Raw genomic sequence first — 19,840 nt, forward strand, 5'->3', positions numbered from 1 at the left:
TTTGACGCGAACCGCTACCCCGCCGCAGGCAGCGCGCTGTCCGGCGGTGCGCTCCACGGGCGCTCGGCCGAGGCGAGTCCGATCAGGCGGCCCTGGATGTAGTCGCAGCCCCAGTCGCGCAGCATGTGTGCGGCATCCTCGTCCTGGACCCATTCGGCCACTGTCTTGATGTCGAGGCGGCGGGCGAGGTCGATCAGGGTCTGCACGAAGGCGCGGTCGTCGGCGGAATGGGTGATGTTCTGCACGAAGGCGCCGTCGATCTTGACGATGTCCACGCCGAGCTTGCGCAGGTTTCGGAACGAGGTGTAGCCGGCGCCGAAATCGTCGATGGCGATGCGGCTGCCGAAGTTCTTCAGCCGCGTGACGAAGCCGCGGACGTCCTCGATGTCCTGGATCGCGACCGTTTCGGTGATCTCGACGATCAGCCGGTCGGCAACGCCGGGATGCGCGTGCATGAGCGATTCGATGCTGGCCCACCAGTCCGGATCCATCGTCGTATCCGGCGAGATGTTGAGGCTGAGGCAGATGTCTGGCGCGGCCGCGAGCTCGGCGACCACGAGCTCGAGCACGCGGTGATCGACGAGGCGGATCAGGCCGAGCCGTTCGGCGACCGGCACGATGTCGGGCGCGAGCAGCACCTGGCCGCCGCCCTGGTCCATCCGCACCAGGCATTCGTGGAACGCGCGTTCGCGCGAGGCGGCCGACACGACCGGCTCGTAGGCGAGCTTGATGCGGCGCTCGTTCAGCGCCGTGACGATCTCGTCGGTGACGCGGATGTTGACGCGGCGCTGTGCGTCGCGCGCGGCATCCGGGCGCCATGCCGCGAACGAGCCGGCACGGCGGCGCTTGGCGGCGTCCAGCGTCTCATGGGCGCGATTGACGGCCTCGTCGGTGTTGCGGGCATAGCGCGGCACGCTGACCGCACCGATCGAAGCGGTGACCGAGACCGGTCCGGATTTGGTCGGCACCACCTCGTCGCGAATGCCGGCAAGGAAACGCTCGGCGGCGACGTTCATGTCGTCGACGGTGCAGTTCTTCAGGATCAGGCCGAATTTGTTGCCGGAGAAGCGTCCGAGCACGTCGCCGCCGCGCAGCCGTGCGCGAATGCGCTTGGCAACGTCGAGGATGACGGCGTCGGCAACGTCAAAGCCGAAGGCGTCGTTGACTCGGGCGAGATGATCGATGCCGACCAGCATGAAAGACGCGGTCGAGCGGAAGCGGGTTGTCTCCTCGATCGCTTCGGCCAGAGCCGCGATCAGGTGCGAGCGGTTGAGCTCGCCGGTCAGCGGATCGAGCCGGGCGAGCTTGGTCAATTCCTCGTCGCGGGCATGGCGCTCGTTGTTGATGCGGACGGAGCCGATCGCGCGGACCGGGCGGCCGTCGGGGCCGGCAAACCAGCGTCCGGTCTCCTCGATCCAGACCACGGGATCGGAGGCGCTCATGCGCACGCCGTACTCGACCCGGTAGGGCGTGCCATCGGCACCATGCACCGCCGAGGTCTGCGCCAGCGCCGCGGTCCGCAGCGACTGCGCGGGCTCGATCAGCTTGGCGAATTCGGCGCCGGTCGCCAGGCGCTCGGCCGGGATGCCGGGGAAGATGGCACGGGCCTGCTCGCCCCAGACGATGACGTCGCTGGTGATGTCCCAGGCGAACACGGCCTGACCGAGGGCGGCCAGGATGTCGGAGGCTTGCGGCAATGCAGGGGTCAAAATCGCCTCGTTTCGGGACAGCGGGGAGTCCTGAGTCGGCACAGATTACGGCCAGATTCGACTCCAACCCTAGGCAAAGTTCATAAACAATTTGGAAACCACGTTGCGCAGCCTTCCGGAACCAACCCGGCCCGGCCGGCATAGGCCTTGCGAGTACATGACACGCAGCGGCGCCAACGTCTCGCAACGGGACAGGCCGCCGAATCAACGGTGATTGCGATGTTGAGTACCAATCAATCGGACGGGATGGACAACGGCCCGGGCACGACCCTGGTGCCGATGATGCCGACGCTTGCATGGATCCAGAAGGCGCCCCTGCCGCGCCCCGATCCGAGCTTCCTCGCCCAGCTGATTGCCAACGCCGAGCATCTGCCCCAGACCAGCCGGCTGCGCCGCGCCTCGTCCGAAGACGCACAGATGGCCTATGGCAGCAAGCGCCCGCTTCCGAGCGTCACTGCGCGCACGCGGCAGGTGGCTTAGAGCAGATCAGCGCGGCGGCGCGTCGGAAGACGGCTGCGTGCCGTTGCCCGGCTGCAGATGCGGCGAGGGAATTTCCGGCGAAGGAGCGCTCACCGGCTTCGGCGCGGGGTGATCCATCAGCACGGATTCGGCAACAGACTGCGCCGAGGGCGCGGGCGTCTCGACCACTGGCGGCTGCGGCACGTTGACCGGCTCGAAGCTGGGCTCCGCGACGGCTTCATCGGCCGGCAGCTGGGTCTGGCGCCTGGACTTGCGCGGTGCCGGCACCGTCGTCTCGGCGACATAGGTGACGCGGCGGCGCGTCCGCTGGGCGATGCCGCCGAGGAAATCGGCCATCGCAAGCAGCACCAGCAGGAAATAGGTGGAGTTGCCGAATTTGGGCCACATCACGAATTCGGCCGCGGCGGCACCGAACACGATCAGCGACAGCAGATGATCCATCAGGAATTTGGAGCCGGGCCGCGCGCCTTTGACCACTTCCAGCAGCAGCAGCACGACACCGAGCGCGAGCATCACGTCGGCGAGCGTGACCGGCCAGACTTCGCCCGTGATCATCGGCACCTTGAACAGCACGTCCGTAAAGGACACGCTCGGCATCAGGAAGGCGATGATGTTGTAGACCGCGAGCGGAATCAGGAGCAGCGGGAAACCGACCATCGGCGAAATGCCTTCTCGATCAAGATATCCAGACAGGACAATGCGGCGGCGGAGCATTGGCTCCGCCGCCGTCACTGGCATATCTCAAGGGTTGGCCGAAATCAGGCAGGCGAAATCATCCTGCCCGAGAAAAAAGTCCTGCTTCAGGACTCTTTTTTCTTCAGGACCTGACGGCCCTTGTACATGCCGGTCTTGAGGTCGAGATGGTGCGGACGACGGAGCTCGCCGGAGTCCTTGTCTTCCACATAGGTCGGCTTCTTGATGGCGTCTGCCGAGCGGCGCATGCCACGACGCGACGGCGAGGTTTTTCTTCTCGGAACGGCCATTTCAATATCCTCTAGGGATTGGTGTTGTCAGGGCATCGTCCGAGGGACGGCTCAGCACCCCAACGGGGCGAGCAAATGCCGATCAAGGCCGGGCTTATAGAGGAAGGCTGGTCGTAAAGCTAGGGTTCTGGGCCGGAAATTGCGGCCGAAAGGGGCTCAAAATCAGCGATTATCCCGCCAGCAGGTCAAAAGTGAGCTGGCCTGCGCCCTTGCCACGTAGGTCCCCGCCAGCCGTCGGACCCCCGGCCCCGGGGTCCTGGCGCTGCGTTTGACCGGATTCGGCAGAATCGAGGCCAGAAGAGCCGCCTCCCGGGGTGAAAGGTCCTCGGCCGACTTGCCGAAGGCATAGGCGCTGGCCGCCTCGACGCCAAACTGGCCCTGTGGCCCGAGCTCGGCGATGTTGAGGTAAATTTCCAGGATCCGCGCCTTGGGCAGGACGAAGTCGATCCACAGCGCCAGCGGGAATTCCAGCGCCTTGCGGACGAAATCCCGCCCCTGCCACAGGAACAGGTTCTTGGCCACCTGCTGGGTGATGGTGGAGGCGCCGCGGAAGGCGGTGCCGTCCTCCTGCGCGTCGTCGATCGCCTCCCGCAGCGCGCCCCAGTCGATGCCATGATGCTTGCAGAAATGGGCGTCCTCGGCCGCCACCACCGCGCGCGGCAGGGAGGGCGACATTGCCGCCAGATCGATCCACTCCCGCTGCATCGGCGCGCTCCGGAGCGAACGCCAGGCCATCAGCGTCGAAACCGGATGGCCGGCGCGGTAGAACGGGGCGATCACATAGGGCGCGAGGACTACGAGCGCGACCAGCAGGAGGAGGATTTTAACGATGCGCAAATCGACCTTTCCGGCGCGAAATAAACGCGGCCACGGATCCCGGCATTAAGTCTGTGATAATTCGGGCCTTTTCCAGCACTTTTTAGGCCTTCCAAACGATTGACTGAGGCCGGCTCATAAAGGATTGTCCCGCCGAATTTTAGTTCTGGAGCCCTTCTTGATGACCGGCACGTCCCCGTCCGATTTCGCCAAACGTCTGGACAAGACCGCTGATGATACCGAGGCCCTGCTCGGGCGCCTGTTGTCGGACGACATCCTGCACGATGAGATCGCCCGGCCCAAGCGACTGATGGACGCAATGCGCTATTCGAGCCTGAATGGCGGCAAGCGTCTGCGGCCGTTCCTGGTGGTCGAGAGCGCCGCCGTGTTCGGTGTTCCCCGCGAGGCCGCGCTGCTCGTCGGCGCCGCGCTCGAATGCATCCACTGCTACTCGCTGATCCATGACGACCTGCCGGCGATGGACAATTCGGACCTGCGCCGCGGCCGCCCCACCCTGCACAAGAAGACCGATGACGCCACCGCGATCCTCGCCGGCGACGGTCTCCTGACGCTTGCCTTCGACATCGTCACCCGCGACGAGATCCACCGCGACGCCAATGTGCGGCTGCTGCTGACGCGCGCGCTTGCGCGCTGCGCCGGCATCGGCGGCATGGTCGGTGGCCAGATCCTCGATCTCGCCGGCGAAGGCCGCTTCGGCGGCAACGAGCCGATCGATGTCGCCCGCATTCAGCAGATGAAGACCGGGGCGCTGCTGCGTTACGGCTGTATCGCCGGCGCGATCCTCGGCCAGGCCTCGCAAAAGGAATATCAGGCGCTCGACGATTACGGCCGCGCCCTCGGTGAAGCCTTCCAGATCGCCGACGACCTGCTCGACGTCGAGGGCGACGCGGCCGCGCTCGGCAAGCCCGCCGGTGCCGATGCCGCGCTCGGCAAGACCACCTTCGTCACCCAGCTTGGCATCGAAGGCGCCAAGCAGCGCGTGCGCGACCTGCTCGCGCGTGCCGACAGCGCGGTGTCGATCTTCGGCGACCGCGCCGCCGTGTTGCAAGCCGCCGCACGGTTCGTGGCCGAGCGGAAGAACTGACGTAGCGGACGATCTTCACCTCGCCCCGCTTGCGGGGAGAGGTCGATATTCAAGCGCAGCTTGAATATCGGGTGAGGGGGATTTTCCACGAGTCCAACTCTCACCGTCCTCGCGGAGGCTCCCCCTCACCCCGACCCTCTCCCCGCAAGCGGGGCGAGGGAGCAGATCACCACTGCGGCAGCAACGAGAGCCAGCGAGAGAGCCGTAGTCATCATGGCCACTGACAAAAAAGAAGATCCCGTCCTCGTCCGCTTCCGCCAGATGTCGCGGCCGATGCGGCTGATTTATGCGCGGCCACGAACCTTTATCTCGCTTGGTATCGGTATCCTCGCCTGCCTGCTCTTGCCCGGCTCGATGCGGCTGACGACGCGGCTCGTGCTCGGCTGGGACGCGCTGATCGCGGTCTATCTGGTGCTGGTCTATGTGATGATGTTGTGCAACGACCACGAGCACATCCGCCGCAGCGCCGCGATGCAGGACGACGGCCGCTTCGTGATCCTTCTGATGGCGGCGATCGGTGCGTTTGCGAGCATCGCGGCGATCGTCGCCGAGCTCGGCGCCCACCGGGGCGCCGCGGAACTGACGATCGCGATCACGACCATCGCGTTGTCATGGGCCGCCGTGCACACCACCTTCGCGCTGCACTATGCGCATGAATATTACCTTCACCCGCCGGGCGGACTGCAATTCCCCAGCGGCGACAAGGAAGACCACGCCGACTATTGGGACTTCGTCTATTTCTCGTTCGTGATCGGCATGACCGCGCAGGTCTCCGACGTCGGCATCACCGACAAGACCATCCGCCGCACCGCCACCGCGCACGGCATCGTGTCGTTCATCTACAACACGGCCTTGCTGGCGCTGACGGTGAACATCGCGGCGAGCGCGATCTCGAACTGACGTCGCCCCCGGTTGTCCGGGACGACGTCGTGAATAGTGCGAAATCCTAGTTGCACACCTCGGCATTGGCGTCGTTGCCGGGGCCGCCGCCGCCGCGATATTCGAGATGGCAGCCGCGGTTGACCGGGCGGCAGCCGCCGCCATTGCAGAACACCTGCCCACCACCCGCAGCACGGCCTGCGCCGGCTGCGGCACCGGCCGCGGCGCCGATTCCGCCCATGCCGCCGTAACCGCCCGCAGTGCCGACCTGCCGACGCTGCCGTGCCGGACGGTCTTCGCTGTCGTCGCGCCGCGAGGTCGCGGGCTTGGATGCCGACGGCTTGGCGGCGCGCTGCTTCACGCAGTCATTGTCGTCGTCGAGCACATAGCCGTCGCCACAGACGATCTTGGTGCACTTGTCGCTGTCGGCCTTGAAGCCGTGCTCGCACACCAGCGGACAGACGCGCGACGGCTTTGACTTGACCGTGTCGAGGGCATCGGTGCTCGCCACCTTCACGTCCAGCTTGGTGCCGGCATAGCGGTTGAACTGCGACAGCGACCGCTGCGCGGACGTGTTCCAGTTGCCGTCGGCCTGGCCAGAGAAGCAGCCGACGCGGCCGAGCTCGGTCTGCATCGACCGGTTGAGGTCGACCGGTGCCGTTGCAGGCGTCAACGAGGCGACGTTGGTGCCGGCGGGGCTTGCCGTGCCGGCCGGCGCAGCGCTCGGCGCCGCGGCGGCAAGACTGACGCGCTGCTGCTCGGCGGCGGCGGCCTGCTGCTGCGCCTGCTCCTTGACCTTCTGCGCAGCCAGCTGCGCCTGCTCGGCGGCTTTCGCATCGGCCGCGGCCTTGGCCTGCGCATCCTTCTGCGCGCCAAGCGCGGCGAGACGATTTCGCTCCGCTTCGGCCTGCTTCGCCTTCTCGGTGGCAGCCGCATGGGCCTGCTCGGCACCGATCTTTTCAAGCTGCAGCTTGGCGAGGCTCGAATAGAAGCCGTCGGGATGCTGGGCGAGGAACGCATCCCACGCCGGCCTGTTGCCGACCTGGAGCGCGAGCTCGTAGTCGCGGCGGATATCGGCCTGCGGATTCGCCACTGGCGCCGCCGGGGCTGCAGCCAACACCTTGACCGGCACCAGCGGCACGTCTTCGCCGCCGAGCGAGCCGTACACGAACGGCTCCTGCTTGTTGCCGGTCGACTTGAGCACCTCGTCGCGCACGAAGCCGAAGGCGCGGCGGACATCGAGGCCCGGCGTCGTCAGATGCTTCGACAGCGCGACAGTAAAGGGACTGTTGGCGCCGTCGCCGTCCTGCGCGGTGAAGCCGGCCTTGGCCGAATAGGCAATCAGCGTGTTCGGGCTGGTCGGCTCGACCTGGGCGAGGCCGCGGCCGATGCCGCGCGAGGCGATCGTGCGCCGCATGGTCTTGCCGAACGGATTGTCGCGGCAGGCATCCAGGATCACCAGGCGAAGCTGCTTGGCGGGCTCGACCGCGACCAGGACGCGGTCGAGGGAGAGCGCTTCGTCGTAAACGTCGGTGTCGCGCTCGAGCTTGGCATCAACCGGGATCAGATAGTTCGAGCCTTCGACCTCGATGCCGTGGCCGGCATAATAGACCACGGCGATGTCGGCACCGCGGGTTGCGTCGGCGAATTCGCGCAGCACACGCCGCGTGTCCAACGCCGACAGATCGTGCCGGGAATCGACGATGTCGAAGCCGGCCTCCTTCAGGGTCCTCGCCATCACCGAACCGTCGTTGACGGGATTGGTGAGCGACGGCGCGTGCTGATAGGCCGAATTGGCGATCACCAGCGCGACGCGCTTTCCGGCGAACGCGGGCCCGGCGCCGAACAGCAGCGCGGCAGCGAGGAGGAGCGGGCAGAATCTGAGAAAATTGCGCATGACACGACTTCCACGAGTTCAGGGCAGTTCAAGCCCCTTTGGGACCGCTTTAGCAAGATCCGCCGCTGGCGCTTGTGATGGAGGTCACGAACCCCGCGCCGGCGACCGGCCGAAAGACCCCTTTTGTTTGTCGCGCCAGTCCGGTCGGGGTTCGCCCGGAAATGCGCGTGCGGGCCGGGTTCCCGTCAAACCTGCCCGATGTGCCCCCGATATTGCGGCAGACCGTCCGTGATCTCATGCCAGGGCGCTTTCGAGCCCACGAAAATATGGGCGCTCGGCCGGATCGAGGGGGCATCGACCAGGGTTCCCATGGCGACATGGACCCATTTGCCGTCGCGCACCCGGGAATAAAGCAGCGAGCCGCAGCGGGCACAGTGCGCGTCATGGGTGGTGGCGTCGCCGTAGATGAGGCGCCGGTCCTCACCCCGGACGAGACGGAGCTGGTCCTGCACGATTCCGGCGAATGGCTTGAAAGCGGAGCCGGTGGTGCGGCGGCAGTTCGAACAGTGGCAGTTCATCGCGTAGGAAAACGCATCCGCCACCTCGTAGCGCACGGCGCGGCAATAGCATTCGCCGGTGAGGATGCGAGCGTTCGAGTTTTCTGATCCGGTCATGGCGAGGCCTTCGCGCAAATGGCTGACACACCCATAGCGCATTCCAATGTCTACGACTAAGTTCGCCCCAAACCATCAGCCAAAAGGATGACCCATGAGCCAGAACCGTTCGAGCGTCGAAGCCGTCGTGCAATCCTATTTCGACGGACTTTACGAGGGCGACGCCGAAAAGCTCGGCGCCATCTTCCATCCCTCCGCCGATCTGCGCTGGGTCGAAAAGGGCGAGCTGCAGGTGCTGACCGTGCCCGACTGGCTCGACCGCGTGCGCAAGCGCCCCTCCGGTAAGGCCGAAGGCAAGCCGCGCGAAGATTTCATCGTCACCATCGACCGCTCCGACGACAAGACCGCCTTCATCAAGGTCCGCTGCCAGCTGCCGCCGCGTTTCTTCACCGACTATCTGGTGGCGATGAAGCTCGCCGACGGCTGGCAGATCGTGTCGAAGTCGTATCGGTATGACCTGAAGGAGTGAGGGCGCGCCTCTTCGCTCTGCCCGCAGTTTCGGACGCTCTGTCCATATCCTCCGTCATTGCGATGTCTGAAAGCTCCCCATGCCTCTCGACCGCCGTTCTCTGCTCGCTTCGCTGTGCTCGATGGCCGCCTCTTCCGCGTTCGCCGCGGACGCGCCGCCCGAACTCGAATCCTACGAGCGCGAGACCGGCGGCCGGATCGGGGTCTACGCCGAGAACCTTGCGACCGGCGCAAAGCTCGCCTGGCGCGCTGATGAGCGCTTCGTCATGTGCTCGACCTTCAAGGCCTCGCTCGCGGCTTGCGTGCTGGCGCGGGTCGATCGCGGCGAGGAGCAGCTTGCCGCCATGATCCCCTACGGCAAGGCCGATTTGCTCGACTACGCACCGGTCGCCAAGCAAAATCTCGCGACCGGCAGGATGTCGGTCGCCGAGATGTGCAAGGCGATCGTCGAGCTCAGCGACAATAGTTGCGCCAATCTGCTGCTGGCGCGGATCGGCGGGCCGGCCGCGCTCACGGCGTTCTGGCGATCACTCGGCGACACCACCTCGCGGCTCGACCACAATGAGCCCGAGCTCAACCGCTCACAGCCCGGCGATCCCCGGGACACCACGACGCCGGCGGCGATGGCCGGCAATCTGCGGAGGCTGGTGACGGGCGAGGCATTGTCGCCGTCATCGCGCGCGCAGCTCACCGAATGGATGGTGGGCTGCAAGACCGGCGCGAACCGGCTGCGCGGCGGCCTGCCGGCGAGTTGGACCATCGGCGACAAGACCGGCAACAACGGCAAGGATGCATCGGTTGACATCGCGGTCGCCTGGCCCAAGATCGATACAAAGACAGATACGAAGACCGGCACGAAGGCCGACATCAAGCCCGCTGCGCCGATCCTGATCGCGGCCTATACCCAGGGCGGCACGCCGACCGCGGCGCAGATCGAGGCGGTGTTCGCACGGATCGGACGCATGGTGGCCGAGCGGCTGGCGTGAGCCGGCCGCATTGACCTTGCGGGCGCTTCCGGGTCAAGACAGACCATCATGGAAGTGAAGTTTCAGATCTTTCTCATCCTGCTCGCCGTGCTGGCCGGCACGGCGCTCGCCGCACGCCGCTTCAACGTCGCGCCCGCCATCCTCCTGATGCTCGTGGGCGTCGGACTCGCCTTCGTGCCGGGCATGCCGCCGGTGGAGCTGCCGCCGGCATTGGTGCTGCTGTTGGTGCTGCCGCCGCTGATCTACTCGGCGAGCGTCGCGATGAGCTGGCGCGAGTTCAGGAACAACCTTCGCCCGATCGTGCTGCTCGCGGTCGGCGCGGTGATCTTCACCGCGGCGATGGTCGCGGCCGCCACGCATTATCTGATCGGCCTGCCCTGGACCATCGGCTTCCTGCTCGGGGCCATCGTCGCACCGCCCGACGTGGTGGCGCCGCTCGCGATCGCGCGCCGGCTGAACATGCCGCGCCGGCTCCTGGTCATCCTCGAAGGCGAAGGGCTCGCCAACGACGCCACCGCGCTGATCCTCTACCGTTTTGCGGTCGCGGCCATCATGGTCGGACATTTTTCGCTGCCGCTCGCGGCCGGCCAGTTCGTGCTGATCGTCGCCGGCGAGATCGCCTTTGGCATCGGCGTCGGCTGGCTCTCCTTGCGCTTCCGCAAATGGGCGAGGGATCAGCAGATCGAGCTGACGCTGTCGCTGATCACGCCCTACGTCTCCTACTGGCTGCCCGAGCATGTCGGCGGCTCCGGCGTGATCGCGACCGTGGCCTGCGGCCTCTATGTGAGCTGGAACGGGCCGCTCCTGATCTCGTCCGCGACGCGCCTGCAAGGCGTCTTCTTCTGGGACCTCGTGATCTATCTGATCGAGGGCCTGCTGTTCCTGCTCACCGGCTTCCAGATGCGCGCGCTCTACGAGAGATCGAAGGCATTCCCGCTCGACGACATCATGATCGCGACCGCCTTGGTCATGACCATCATCGTCCTCGCGCGCTTCGCATGGCTCTATCCCGCGACCTATCTGCCGCGGATACTCAGCAAGTCGCTGCGCGCGCGCGATCCGTCACCGCCATGGCAATGGCCGTTCGTGCTCGCGTTCACCGGCGTGCGCGGCGCCGTGTCGCTCGCAGCAGCCCTGGCGCTGCCGTTCACTCTGCCTGATGGCGATGCCTTTCCCTATCGCGACCTGATCCTGTTCGTCGCCTTCGGCGTCATCTTCATCACGCTGATCGGCGTCGGCCTGACACTGCCGCCGGTGGTGCGCTGGCTCGGCATCGCCGAAGCCGGCCGCAACGAACATGTCGCCGAGCACGAAGCCGAGATCGCGGCGCGACGCCAGGCCCTCGACGCCGCGCTGAAGTCGCTCCACGCGCTGACCGCGAAGAAGGACATCTCCGACGAAGTGATGCGGCTCCTGCGCGCGCGCCACGAGATTCGCTTCAGCCAGCTTCCCGATTCGCTCGATCCCGCCCATCACGACGTCTCCGCCGCCGGCACCGCACTGACTCGCGAGCTGATCGCCGCCGAACGCAAATTCATCCATGACCTGCTGCGCGACGGCCAGATCACCGACGAGACACGGCGCCGGATCGAGCGGGATCTCGATCTGGAGGAGGCGAGCCTGGCGAACCGGGAGTATCGGAGCGTGCTATAGCAGAGCGATCTACCGCCTTCCGCAAAACTCCCCCACCGCCGCGGCCACCGCTCCTGCGATCAGCTCGTGCCGCTCCGATGAGTTGAGCGCCATTTCCTCGTCGCGGTTGATGATGGAGCCGGCTTCGAGCAGCACCGCGGCGCTGCGCGTTTGCGACAGCACGACGAGGCCATCATAGCGGTAGACGCCGACATCCTTGTCGAGCAACTGGCGCCGGTAGCGGCCCATCAGCGGCAAGGTGTATTGGCTGGCATAGCGCAGGCCCTGCTCCTTCAACTGCCGTCCGATGATCCGGGCCAGCTTCAGGCTGGTGGTGAAGTGCGGATTGCGCTCGGATACGAACAGCGAGTGTCCCGAAAAGCGGTCGCTGAAATAGCTCTTTGCCCCGTCGAATTCCCAAGTCTCGAGCAGCGTGTCCGGCACCGAGTCGTGATGGATCGACAGGAACAGATCGGGCCGGCCGTCATTGGCAGCACTGACGCGCTTGACGAGGCTCGCCTTGGCCTTGCCGTCCGTGACGAGCAGGCGGGTCGCAGCAAAACCCTCGGACTTGAGCTTCGCCGCGACGAGCCTTGCAAGACGGAAGTTGAAGCCGAATTCCGGATCGTTGCGCGCGCTGAGCGCGCCGTAGGATTCCGGAGTGTGCCCGACATCGACGACGATCCGGAATTTGGGCGGCTCGCATCTGGCCTGCGCTTCCGGCGGCCTCGGTCTCGCCTTTGCAGCCTTGCGCAACTCGACCCCGTGGCTATCGTCGACGGAGCAAAACAAGAGCGGGACCAGCGAGACAGCGACAGCGGCAATGGTGCGCCACGGCTTTCTCACACCGGCCGCTCCCCCTTCACCGTCACGCGCGTGCCCGAGCGTGTGTGCGGCCAGTAGTCCCACATCGCGCGGTGCTGGGTGCAGCGGTTGTCCCAGAAGGCGATGGCGTTCTCGGTCCAGCGGAAGCGGCACTGGAACAGCGGGTTCTCGGCGTGCTGGTAAAGGTAGGCGAGCATTGCGTCGCTCTCGTCGCGGGGGATGCCGTTGATGTGACGGGTGAAGCCGCGGTTGACGTAGAGCGCCTTCCTGCCCGTGACCGGATGCGTGCGCACCACGGGATGCTCGGCGTTCGGATAGGAGGGACGGTCGGCGACGCCGTAGTTCGCATACAAACCGCGATAGATCGGCTCGCCGTCATGCAGCGCGGTGAGCCCGTCGAGATAGGCCTTCATGCGATCCGACAGCGCTTCATAGGCCGCATACATGTTGGCGAACAGCGTGTCGCCGCCGCGCGGCGGGCACTGCTTGATGTAGAGGATCGAACCCATCGGCGGCTCGAGATCGCAGGACACATCCGAATGCCAGCCCTCGCCATTGGCACGTGGCGAGTTCTTGTCGGCGTAGATCTTCATCAGCGCCGGGTCTTCGTCCTCATGCGGCGCGGCAGGATGAAAATGCAGCTCGCCGAACTTGCGGCCGAAGGCCAGATGCTGCTGCGGCGTGATCTGCTGGTCGCGAAAGAAGATGACGAGGTTTTCGGCGAGCGCGCGGTGGATCTCGTCCATCTGCCGGTTCGAGCGCGAATCGTCGGAGACGAGCCTGCCGATATCGACACCGGTGATTTCCGCGCCGATGATGGGGGTGAGCTTTTCAACGGCGATGGTCTCGTAAGGCGCACCGTCTTCGGCCGTGTGGCGATAGCGCGGGCCCTGCTTGCCGGCGAGTGAGCTCATGGCATGTCTCCCGATCATTGTTGATTGGAGACATCGTAGCGCGCGGTGATGGATGTGCAATCTGCATCGCGAACGCAGCCGTCGTCCCGGGGCGCGCAAAGCGCGAGCCCGGGACCCATAACCACAGGATTGAATTTAGCGAAGATTCGGAGTGACAGCTCACCAAAACCACAAAGGCCTGTGGTTATGGGCCCCCGCCCCCGTGCGCAGTTGCGCACTAGGCGGGGCGACGAGCAGGGCGCGGGCTACAGCCGAGCTAGCTCACTCCGCCGCGGTCACCGGCGCCTTGGCGCCCTGGCCGTAGCGCTGGTCGATGTAGTCGATCACCAGCGCCTTGAAGTCGGCGGAGATCGTGGGCCCGCGCAGCGTACGGAACTTCTTGCCGTCGACGAAGACGGGCGCGGCCGGGGCTTCGCCGGTGCCGGGCAAGGAGATGCCGATATTGGCGTGCTTGGATTCGCCGGGGCCGTTGACGATGCAGCCCATCACCGCGACGTTGAGCTCTTCGACGCCGGGATATTTCGTCTTCCAGCCCGGCATCTCGTCGCGAATGAATGCCTGGATCGAGCTGGCCAGTTCCTGGAACGTGGTCGAGGTGGTGCGGCCGCAGCCCGGGCAGGCCGCAACCAGCGGCACGAAGGTGCGGAAGCCCATCGTCTGCAGCAGTTCCTGGCCGACCTGGACCTCGCGGGTGCGGTCGCCGCCGGGCTCCGGCGTCAGCGAGATGCGGATGGTGTCGCCGATACCCTGCTGCAACAGGATGCCAAGCGCGGCCGAGGAGGCCACGATGCCCTTGGTGCCCATACCGGCCTCGGTGAGGCCGAGATGGATGGCGTAGTCCGAGCGGGACGCGAGATCCTGATACACCGCGATGAGATCCTGTACCGCCGAGACCTTGGCTGAGAGGATGATGCGATTCTTCGGCATGCCGAGCTCTTCGGCGCGCGCCGCCGAGAGCAGCGCGGACTGCACCATGGCCTCGCGCGTCACCGCGCGGACGTCGCGCGGATTGGCGGATGCGGCGTTCTCGTCCATCAGCTTGGTCAGCAGCTCCTGGTCGAGCGAGCCCCAATTGGCGCCGATGCGCACCGGCTTGTTGTTCTTGTTGGCGATCTCGATGATGTCGCCGAACTGGGTGTCGCGCTTGTCCTTGAAGCCGACATTGCCGGGATTGATGCGGTACTTGGCCAGCGCCTCGGCGCAGGCCGGATAGGCCGCAAGCAGCTTGTGGCCGATATAGTGGAAGTCGCCGATCAGCGGCGTGGTGATGCCGCGCTTGAGCAGGCCGTCACGGATGTGCGGGACGGCGGCGGCGGCCTCCTCGCGGTCCACGGTGATGCGGACCATTTCGGAGCCGGCGCGCGCGAGCGCTGCGACCTGGGCGATGGTGCCGTCGATATCGGCGGTGTCGGTGTTGGTCATCGACTGCACGACGATCGGCGCACCGCCGCCGACGGCGACGTCGCCGACCTTGACCTGGGTGGTCTGGTGCCGGGGCGCCGGGCCCGCGATATCGGAATCGATGGGGTTTTCGAGCTTGTTCATGGGGTCCAAATATCAGGTTTTGGTGACGTTCAGCAATGCATCGCGAGGCGCCGCGGCCGTTTGGCTCGGACGGTTAACCAGAAAAAGCCCAGCAATTACAAGGACGGCTGCCGCCCCGAAGGCCAGGCTCAGGTGATCGTGCATGATGAAATAGCTACCCACCACGCCAAACAAAGGGGTGATGAAGGTAAAAGCCGACAATTTGCTGGCGGAATAGGCCTTCACCAGCGCGAACCAAAGCGTGAACGTGGTTCCAACCACCCAGATCGCCTGGAACGCCATCAGGCCGATCGACAGCGGCGAGGGGGTGTGGGTGATGGTCTCGCCGAACAGATACGCCGCGGCGCCCAGGATCGGGATCGAGGTCGCAACCTGGTAGCCCAGCGCCTTCTCCGGCGCGGCGAAGCGAAGGCTCGTGCCCTTGGCTACCAGCGTGGTCGCCGCCCACAGCCCGGCGCCGGCGACGATCATGAGGTCGCCGAGCAGGACGTGTGAATCGACATTGGCCTGCGGCACGCCGATCGCCAGCGCGACGCCGGCAAAGCTGATCGCCAGTCCCAGCCATTGCGTGCTGCCAAGGCGCTCGCCGAGCACCTGGTAGGAGCCGAGCGCGACGAAGAACGGCGCGGTGTAGAGAAACACCACCGCGCGCGAGGCGGAGGTCAGGCGCAGGCCTTGAAAGATCAGCACGAACTCGATGCCGAACATCAGTCCCGCGATGAGGCCCGGCTTCCACGTGCCGTCGCGCTCGAAGAATTTGACGCCGCGCAGGCTGCCGATGATGAACAACACGGGCAGCGCGCCCATCGATCGGAACATCGCCTGCAGCATCGGCGGGATATCCGGCAGCACCAGCTTCACCGCGATCTGGTTGAAGGCCCAGGTCAGGCACAGCATGAGCATCAGGGCAATGGCGCCGGCACTGAGGGGGCGACCGGCGGACGGCATGGCTTGAGGTGAGGACATTTCTACCCGAAATCCGGCTTCACGCCGTTGTTGCTTCAAGACGTTTGCTGACAATGGGTGCAGACGCCCGTGATCTCGACCACGGACAATTTTGGCGCAAACCCGGAGCTGCGCGCGGCGGCGTTGAGGTCCTTCGCGAACGAGGCTGATGGAATCTCGCCGACCAGGCCGCAGCGCTCGCAGATCAGGAACGCAACCGCCGAGGTCGAATCATGGTCGTGGGCGGCGCAGGCGAGATAGGCGTTGCGGCTCTCGATGCGATGCACGAGGCCGTTGGCCATCAAAAAATCGAGAGCACGGTAGACCGTGATCGGCGCCGGCCGCGCCATCGACTTGGCGAGCTCGTCGATCACCTCATAGGCGCCGAGCGGGCGATGGCTCGACAGCAGCGCCCCCAGCACATGGCGGCGAATCGGCGTGAATTTCTGCGCACGCTGCTCGCAAACCGCCACGGCATGCGACAGCGCGTCCGCAGTGCAGCGGCCGTGATCGTGGTCGGGCGCGGGAAAGGCCGGCTTTGCGAGGGTCATGGGATCGGCGTTCTAGCATTTCAGCCGGGGAACCCAAAGCGCGACCGGCGAGCGGCTGCCAGCCATGCTTTTGCTGCGGGACAGCACCGCGTTAACCTGCCGTGAAATAATCATAAGCTTGCTTATCATATGCGAGCTTATTGGAGACAAAGCTTATGACCCGCGGGTCCGTCGACCAGAACTTCCTGTTCACGCTCGGTGAGCTCTACCGGCTGCTGCGCGTCTACGCCGACAAGGAGGCCTCGCGCTTCGGCATTACCCGCGCCCAGTGGGCGGTGCTGGCCAAGGTCGAGCGCAGCGAGGGCATGAAGCAGTCGGAACTCGCCGAGCTCATGGAGATGCAGCCGATCACGCTGACGCGGCTGATCGACAAGCTCTGCGACAGCGACTGGATCGAGCGCCGCAACGACGCTTCGGACCGCCGTGTCAAACGGCTCTACCTGAAGAAGGCCGGCCGTACCTTGCTCGGCAAGATGAGCGGCCTGAAGTCCGAGCTGACCGCAAACGCGCTCGACGGCATCAGTCCGGCGGACGCCCACCGCCTCCTCACCCAACTCGAAACCATCAAGGAAAACATGCGTCACGCGATCCAGGCATCCGGAGCGGAACAGGCACGGAAGGAGCAGCGCTATGGCTGATCAGGTCCTCAAGTTCCAGCCCGAGCAGAAGAGCGACAGCGGCAAGCCCACCAAGAAGGCCGGCACCAACCCGCGCCGCCGCCTGCTGGCCGGCCTGCGCCGCTATCGCCGGTTCCTGCTGATGGTCGTGCTGCCTGTCATCGTCGCCATCGGCGGCATCACCTTCTATCTCAATGGCGGCCGCTATGTCGGCACCGACGACGCCTATGTCGGCGCGCAGAAGGTGCTGGTGACGCCCGACATCTCCGGCAAGATCGAGAAGGTCGTCGTGAGGGAAGGCCAGATCGTCAAGCAGGGCGACGAGCTGTTCGAGATCGATCCCGTCCCGTTCCGCCTCGCGGTGGACGAGGCCAGGGCGCAGGTCATGCAGGCGCAATCGACCTATGACAACCTTCGCGCCAACATCAAGATCTACGGCGACATGCTCAACCTCGCCCAGCAGGGCGTCGATCTGAAGCAGCGCGACGTCGAGCGCAAGCAGGCGCTGGTAAAGAACAGCTTTGGCTCGCAGCTCGACCTCGACAATTCCGCGAACGCGCTGGTGACGTCGGGTTCAATCGCGCAATACGTCAAGCAGCAGATCTCGGCGGCCAAGACGCAGCTGCTCGGCGACACCGACCTGCCGCTGGAGAAATTCCCGCCTTACGCGCAGGCCAAGTCCAAGCTGGACAATGCCGAGCGCAACCTCGACCACGCCGTGGTGCGCGCGCCCATGGGCGGCGTGGCGACGCAGGTCGAACAGATCCAGCTCGGCCGCTACGTCTCGGCCGGCACGCCGGTGTTCTCCATCATCGACGTCGCCCATCCCTGGGTCGATGCCAATCCGAAGGAGAGCGACCTCACCTACGTCACCGAAGGCCAGCCCGTCACGCTCGAGGTCGACGCGTTCCCGAACCACCTCTTCAAGGGCAAGATCGGCTCGCTCTCGCCCGGCACCGGCGCGCAGTTCGCGATCCTGCCGCCGCAGAACGCCACCGGCAATTTCGTCAAGGTGGTGCAGCGCGTGCCGATCCGCATCTATTTCGACGAGACCGACAAATACGTGCGGAAGCTGAAGGCCGGCATGAGCGTCTACGCCACCATCGACACCGGCCACAAGCGCTCGCTCGCCGGCCTGTTCGGCCTGTCGGCGACGGCAAGCCAGGACAAAGATCAGGACAAGGACTGATCCGATGGCGGAGTCCAATCCCGCTCTGATGGTCCCGGGCCTGCGCCGGAACATGGTGACGATCTGCGCCATGACCGCGACCATCATGCAGGCGCTGGACACTACCATCGCCAACGTCGCGCTGCCCTACATGCAGGGCACGTTGTCCGCCTCGCAGGACCAGATCAACTGGGTGCTGACGTCCTACATCGTCGCCGCCGCGATCATGACGGCGCCGGTGGGTTGGATCTCCAACCGCTTTGGCCGCAAACGCATCTTCATCATCTGCGCGGCCGGCTTCACTTTCGCCTCCGTGCTGTGCGGTCTGGCGCAGGACATCAATCAGATGGTGCTGTTCCGGCTGCTGCAGGGCGTATTCGGCGCGGCGCTGGTGCCGCTGTCGCAGTCGGTCATGCTCGACTATTACACGCTGCAGGAACGCGCCACGGCGATGTCGATCTGGGGCATGGGCGTGATGATGGGGCCGATCATGGGGCCTTCGCTGGGCGCCTGGCTCACCGAGACCTATTCCTGGCACTGGGTGTTCTTCGTCAACCTGCCGTTCGGCGCGATTACCGTGCTCGGGCTCGCGGTCTTCATGGACGAGACCGACAAGAATCTCAGCCTGAGGTTCGACTGGTTTGGCTTCGCCGCGCTTGCGATCGGGATCGGCGCGCTCCAGCTTGCGCTCGATCGCGGCGAACAGCTCGACTGGTTCGAGTCGGTCGAGATCGTGACCGAGTTCGTGATCTCGGGGATCGCCTTCTATTACTTCTTCGCCCACTCATTCACGACCTCGCAACCGTTCATCCAGTTCGCGCTGTTCCGGGATCGCAACTTCCTGACCGGCTGCATCTTCATGACGGTGATGGGGCTCGTGCTGTACTCGACCATGGCGCTGGCCTCGCCGTACCTGCAGAACGTGATCGGGTATCCCATCATGACCGCCGGCGGGCTACTGGCCAGCCGCGGGTTCGGCACGTTCTTCGCGATGATGATGGTCGGCCGCATCATGCGCTACATCGAGGCGCGCACGCTGATCATTTCCGGCCTGACGCTGACGGCGGCGTCGCTGTTCCAGATGACCGGCTGGACCGACCAGACCCAGGTGCCGGAAATCGTGGTCGTCAGCGTGATCCAGGGCTTTGGCTTCGGTCTCGTCTTCGTGCCGCTCTCGACCGTGTCGTTCCTGACGCTGCCGAACCACCTCCGCACCGACGGCACCTCGATGCTGACCCTGCTCCGCAACGTCGCGAGCTCGGTCGGCATCTCCATCGTGATCGCGCAGCTGACGCAGGGCACGCGAAAGACCTACGCGATCCTGTCCGAGCACATCAACCCGTTCAACCACGCGCTCCAGATGCCCGACGTGCGCGGCATGATCAACCTCTCCACCGACGCCGGCCGCGCCATGGCCGACCGGATGGTCAGCGTGCAGGCGCAGATCATCGCGTTCGCGCACGACTACATGCTGGTGATGGTCTTCATCCTCTGCACCATCCCGCTCGCTTTGATGATCGGCTCGACCAAGGCGACGCTGCGCAAGCAGTCGGCCGGGCCGGACCATGCGGTGATGGAGTAGCCGGAGGTGTCATGCCCCGGCTTGACCTGGGCATCCAGTACGCCGTGGCTTCTCCGAATCCCGCGAACGTCTCTGGGGACTGGGTCGCCCGGTCAAGCCGGGCGACGACAGTGAATTTGTGGCG

General features: G+C 65.5%; 20 protein-coding genes. 9 read left to right on the forward strand and 11 right to left on the reverse strand.

Features of this window, described 5'->3' with window-relative positions:
• Positions 1-14 precede the first annotated feature (14 nt).
• Positions 15-1,709 carry a bifunctional diguanylate cyclase/phosphodiesterase gene (locus F8237_RS13605; RefSeq protein ID WP_162006038.1) on the reverse strand — a complete coding sequence of 565 codons (1,695 nt, stop codon included), beginning with the start codon at positions 1,707-1,709 and terminating at the stop codon, positions 15-17.
• 219 nt (positions 1,710-1,928) lie between these two features.
• On the opposite strand from F8237_RS13605, the gene F8237_RS13610 reads away from it, so the two are divergent.
• Positions 1,929-2,189, forward strand: a complete 261-nt coding sequence (locus F8237_RS13610) for a hypothetical protein (protein ID WP_162006039.1) — start codon at positions 1,929-1,931, stop codon at positions 2,187-2,189.
• Positions 2,190-2,195: 6 nt separating this feature from the next.
• On the opposite strand, the gene F8237_RS13615 is transcribed toward F8237_RS13610, so the two are convergent.
• The 3 genes from F8237_RS13615 to mtgA all read right to left on the reverse strand — a co-directional run bounded on the left by F8237_RS13615 (position 2,196) and on the right by mtgA (position 4,009).
• Entirely contained in the window at positions 2,196-2,846 is a 651-nt protein-coding gene (locus tag F8237_RS13615; protein WP_162006040.1) for a hypothetical protein, read from the reverse strand.
• A 143-nt stretch (positions 2,847-2,989) separates the two neighbouring features.
• Entirely contained in the window at positions 2,990-3,172 is a 183-nt protein-coding gene (gene rpmF, locus F8237_RS13620) for a 50S ribosomal protein L32 (protein WP_007598106.1), read from the reverse strand.
• Between the two features lie 162 nt (positions 3,173-3,334).
• The gene (gene mtgA / locus F8237_RS13625; protein ID WP_151645407.1) at positions 3,335-4,009 is read right to left on the reverse strand and encodes a monofunctional biosynthetic peptidoglycan transglycosylase; all 675 of its coding nucleotides are present in this window, start codon (positions 4,007-4,009) and stop codon (positions 3,335-3,337) included.
• Between the two features lie 160 nt (positions 4,010-4,169).
• On the opposite strand from mtgA, the gene F8237_RS13630 reads away from it, so the two are divergent.
• A complete protein-coding gene (locus F8237_RS13630) occupies positions 4,170-5,093 on the forward strand; it encodes a polyprenyl synthetase family protein (RefSeq protein WP_145638445.1) in 924 nt (307 codons plus the stop codon).
• Positions 5,094-5,306: 213 nt separating this feature from the next.
• Positions 5,307-5,993 carry a DUF1345 domain-containing protein gene (locus F8237_RS13635; RefSeq protein WP_151645409.1) on the forward strand — a complete coding sequence of 229 codons (687 nt, stop codon included), beginning with the start codon at positions 5,307-5,309 and terminating at the stop codon, positions 5,991-5,993.
• A 46-nt stretch (positions 5,994-6,039) separates the two neighbouring features.
• Here the strand turns inward: F8237_RS13635 and F8237_RS13640 are convergent, their stop codons facing one another.
• Both F8237_RS13640 and F8237_RS13645 read right to left on the reverse strand, forming a co-directional pair.
• On the reverse strand, positions 6,040-7,869 hold the full coding sequence (locus F8237_RS13640; protein WP_151645411.1) for a caspase family protein: 1,830 nt from the start codon (positions 7,867-7,869) through the stop codon (positions 6,040-6,042).
• Between the two features lie 185 nt (positions 7,870-8,054).
• Entirely contained in the window at positions 8,055-8,483 is a 429-nt protein-coding gene (locus tag F8237_RS13645; protein WP_162006041.1) for a GFA family protein, read from the reverse strand.
• Between the two features lie 94 nt (positions 8,484-8,577).
• Between F8237_RS13645 and F8237_RS13650 the strand changes: the two genes are divergently transcribed.
• From F8237_RS13650 to F8237_RS13660, 3 genes are all read left to right on the forward strand, one after another.
• The gene (locus F8237_RS13650; protein WP_143842779.1) at positions 8,578-8,952 is read left to right on the forward strand and encodes a nuclear transport factor 2 family protein; all 375 of its coding nucleotides are present in this window, start codon (positions 8,578-8,580) and stop codon (positions 8,950-8,952) included.
• Between the two features lie 79 nt (positions 8,953-9,031).
• The gene (gene bla / locus F8237_RS13655; RefSeq protein ID WP_151645415.1) at positions 9,032-9,937 is read left to right on the forward strand and encodes a class A beta-lactamase; all 906 of its coding nucleotides are present in this window, start codon (positions 9,032-9,034) and stop codon (positions 9,935-9,937) included.
• A 48-nt stretch (positions 9,938-9,985) separates the two neighbouring features.
• Positions 9,986-11,590, forward strand: a complete 1,605-nt coding sequence (locus tag F8237_RS13660) for a Na+/H+ antiporter (RefSeq protein WP_162006042.1) — start codon at positions 9,986-9,988, stop codon at positions 11,588-11,590.
• 9 nt (positions 11,591-11,599) lie between these two features.
• Here F8237_RS13660 and F8237_RS13665 read toward each other — a convergent pair whose 3' ends face one another.
• From F8237_RS13665 to F8237_RS13685, 5 genes are all read right to left on the reverse strand, one after another.
• On the reverse strand, positions 11,600-12,415 hold the full coding sequence (locus F8237_RS13665) for an N-acetylmuramoyl-L-alanine amidase (RefSeq protein WP_162006043.1): 816 nt from the start codon (positions 12,413-12,415) through the stop codon (positions 11,600-11,602).
• On the reverse strand, positions 12,412-13,308 hold the full coding sequence (locus tag F8237_RS13670) for a TauD/TfdA dioxygenase family protein (RefSeq protein ID WP_151645419.1): 897 nt from the start codon (positions 13,306-13,308) through the stop codon (positions 12,412-12,414). The genes F8237_RS13665 and F8237_RS13670 overlap by 4 nt, the downstream gene beginning before the upstream one ends.
• A gap of 261 nt (positions 13,309-13,569) precedes the next feature.
• A complete protein-coding gene (gene ispG, locus F8237_RS13675; RefSeq protein WP_151645421.1) occupies positions 13,570-14,853 on the reverse strand; it encodes a flavodoxin-dependent (E)-4-hydroxy-3-methylbut-2-enyl-diphosphate synthase in 1,284 nt (427 codons plus the stop codon).
• 12 nt (positions 14,854-14,865) lie between these two features.
• Positions 14,866-15,819 carry a DMT family transporter gene (locus tag F8237_RS13680; protein WP_151645423.1) on the reverse strand — a complete coding sequence of 318 codons (954 nt, stop codon included), beginning with the start codon at positions 15,817-15,819 and terminating at the stop codon, positions 14,866-14,868.
• A gap of 35 nt (positions 15,820-15,854) precedes the next feature.
• The gene (locus F8237_RS13685) at positions 15,855-16,349 is read right to left on the reverse strand and encodes a Fur family transcriptional regulator (RefSeq protein WP_151645425.1); all 495 of its coding nucleotides are present in this window, start codon (positions 16,347-16,349) and stop codon (positions 15,855-15,857) included.
• A gap of 155 nt (positions 16,350-16,504) precedes the next feature.
• Between F8237_RS13685 and F8237_RS13690 the strand changes: the two genes are divergently transcribed.
• The 3 genes from F8237_RS13690 to F8237_RS13700 are packed head-to-tail and all read left to right on the forward strand — an operon-like array spanning position 16,505 to position 19,716.
• Positions 16,505-16,987, forward strand: a complete 483-nt coding sequence (locus F8237_RS13690; RefSeq protein WP_151645427.1) for a MarR family winged helix-turn-helix transcriptional regulator — start codon at positions 16,505-16,507, stop codon at positions 16,985-16,987.
• The gene (locus tag F8237_RS13695; protein WP_151645429.1) at positions 16,980-18,155 is read left to right on the forward strand and encodes an HlyD family secretion protein; all 1,176 of its coding nucleotides are present in this window, start codon (positions 16,980-16,982) and stop codon (positions 18,153-18,155) included. Before F8237_RS13690 ends, F8237_RS13695 begins: the two co-directional genes overlap by 8 nt.
• A gap of 4 nt (positions 18,156-18,159) precedes the next feature.
• On the forward strand, positions 18,160-19,716 hold the full coding sequence (locus F8237_RS13700; protein ID WP_151645431.1) for an MDR family MFS transporter: 1,557 nt from the start codon (positions 18,160-18,162) through the stop codon (positions 19,714-19,716).
• The last annotated feature ends 124 nt before the right edge of the window (positions 19,717-19,840 follow it).

Source organism: Bradyrhizobium betae, from assembly GCF_008932115.1.
Taxonomy (GTDB): Bacteria; Pseudomonadota; Alphaproteobacteria; order Rhizobiales; family Xanthobacteraceae; genus Bradyrhizobium; species Bradyrhizobium betae.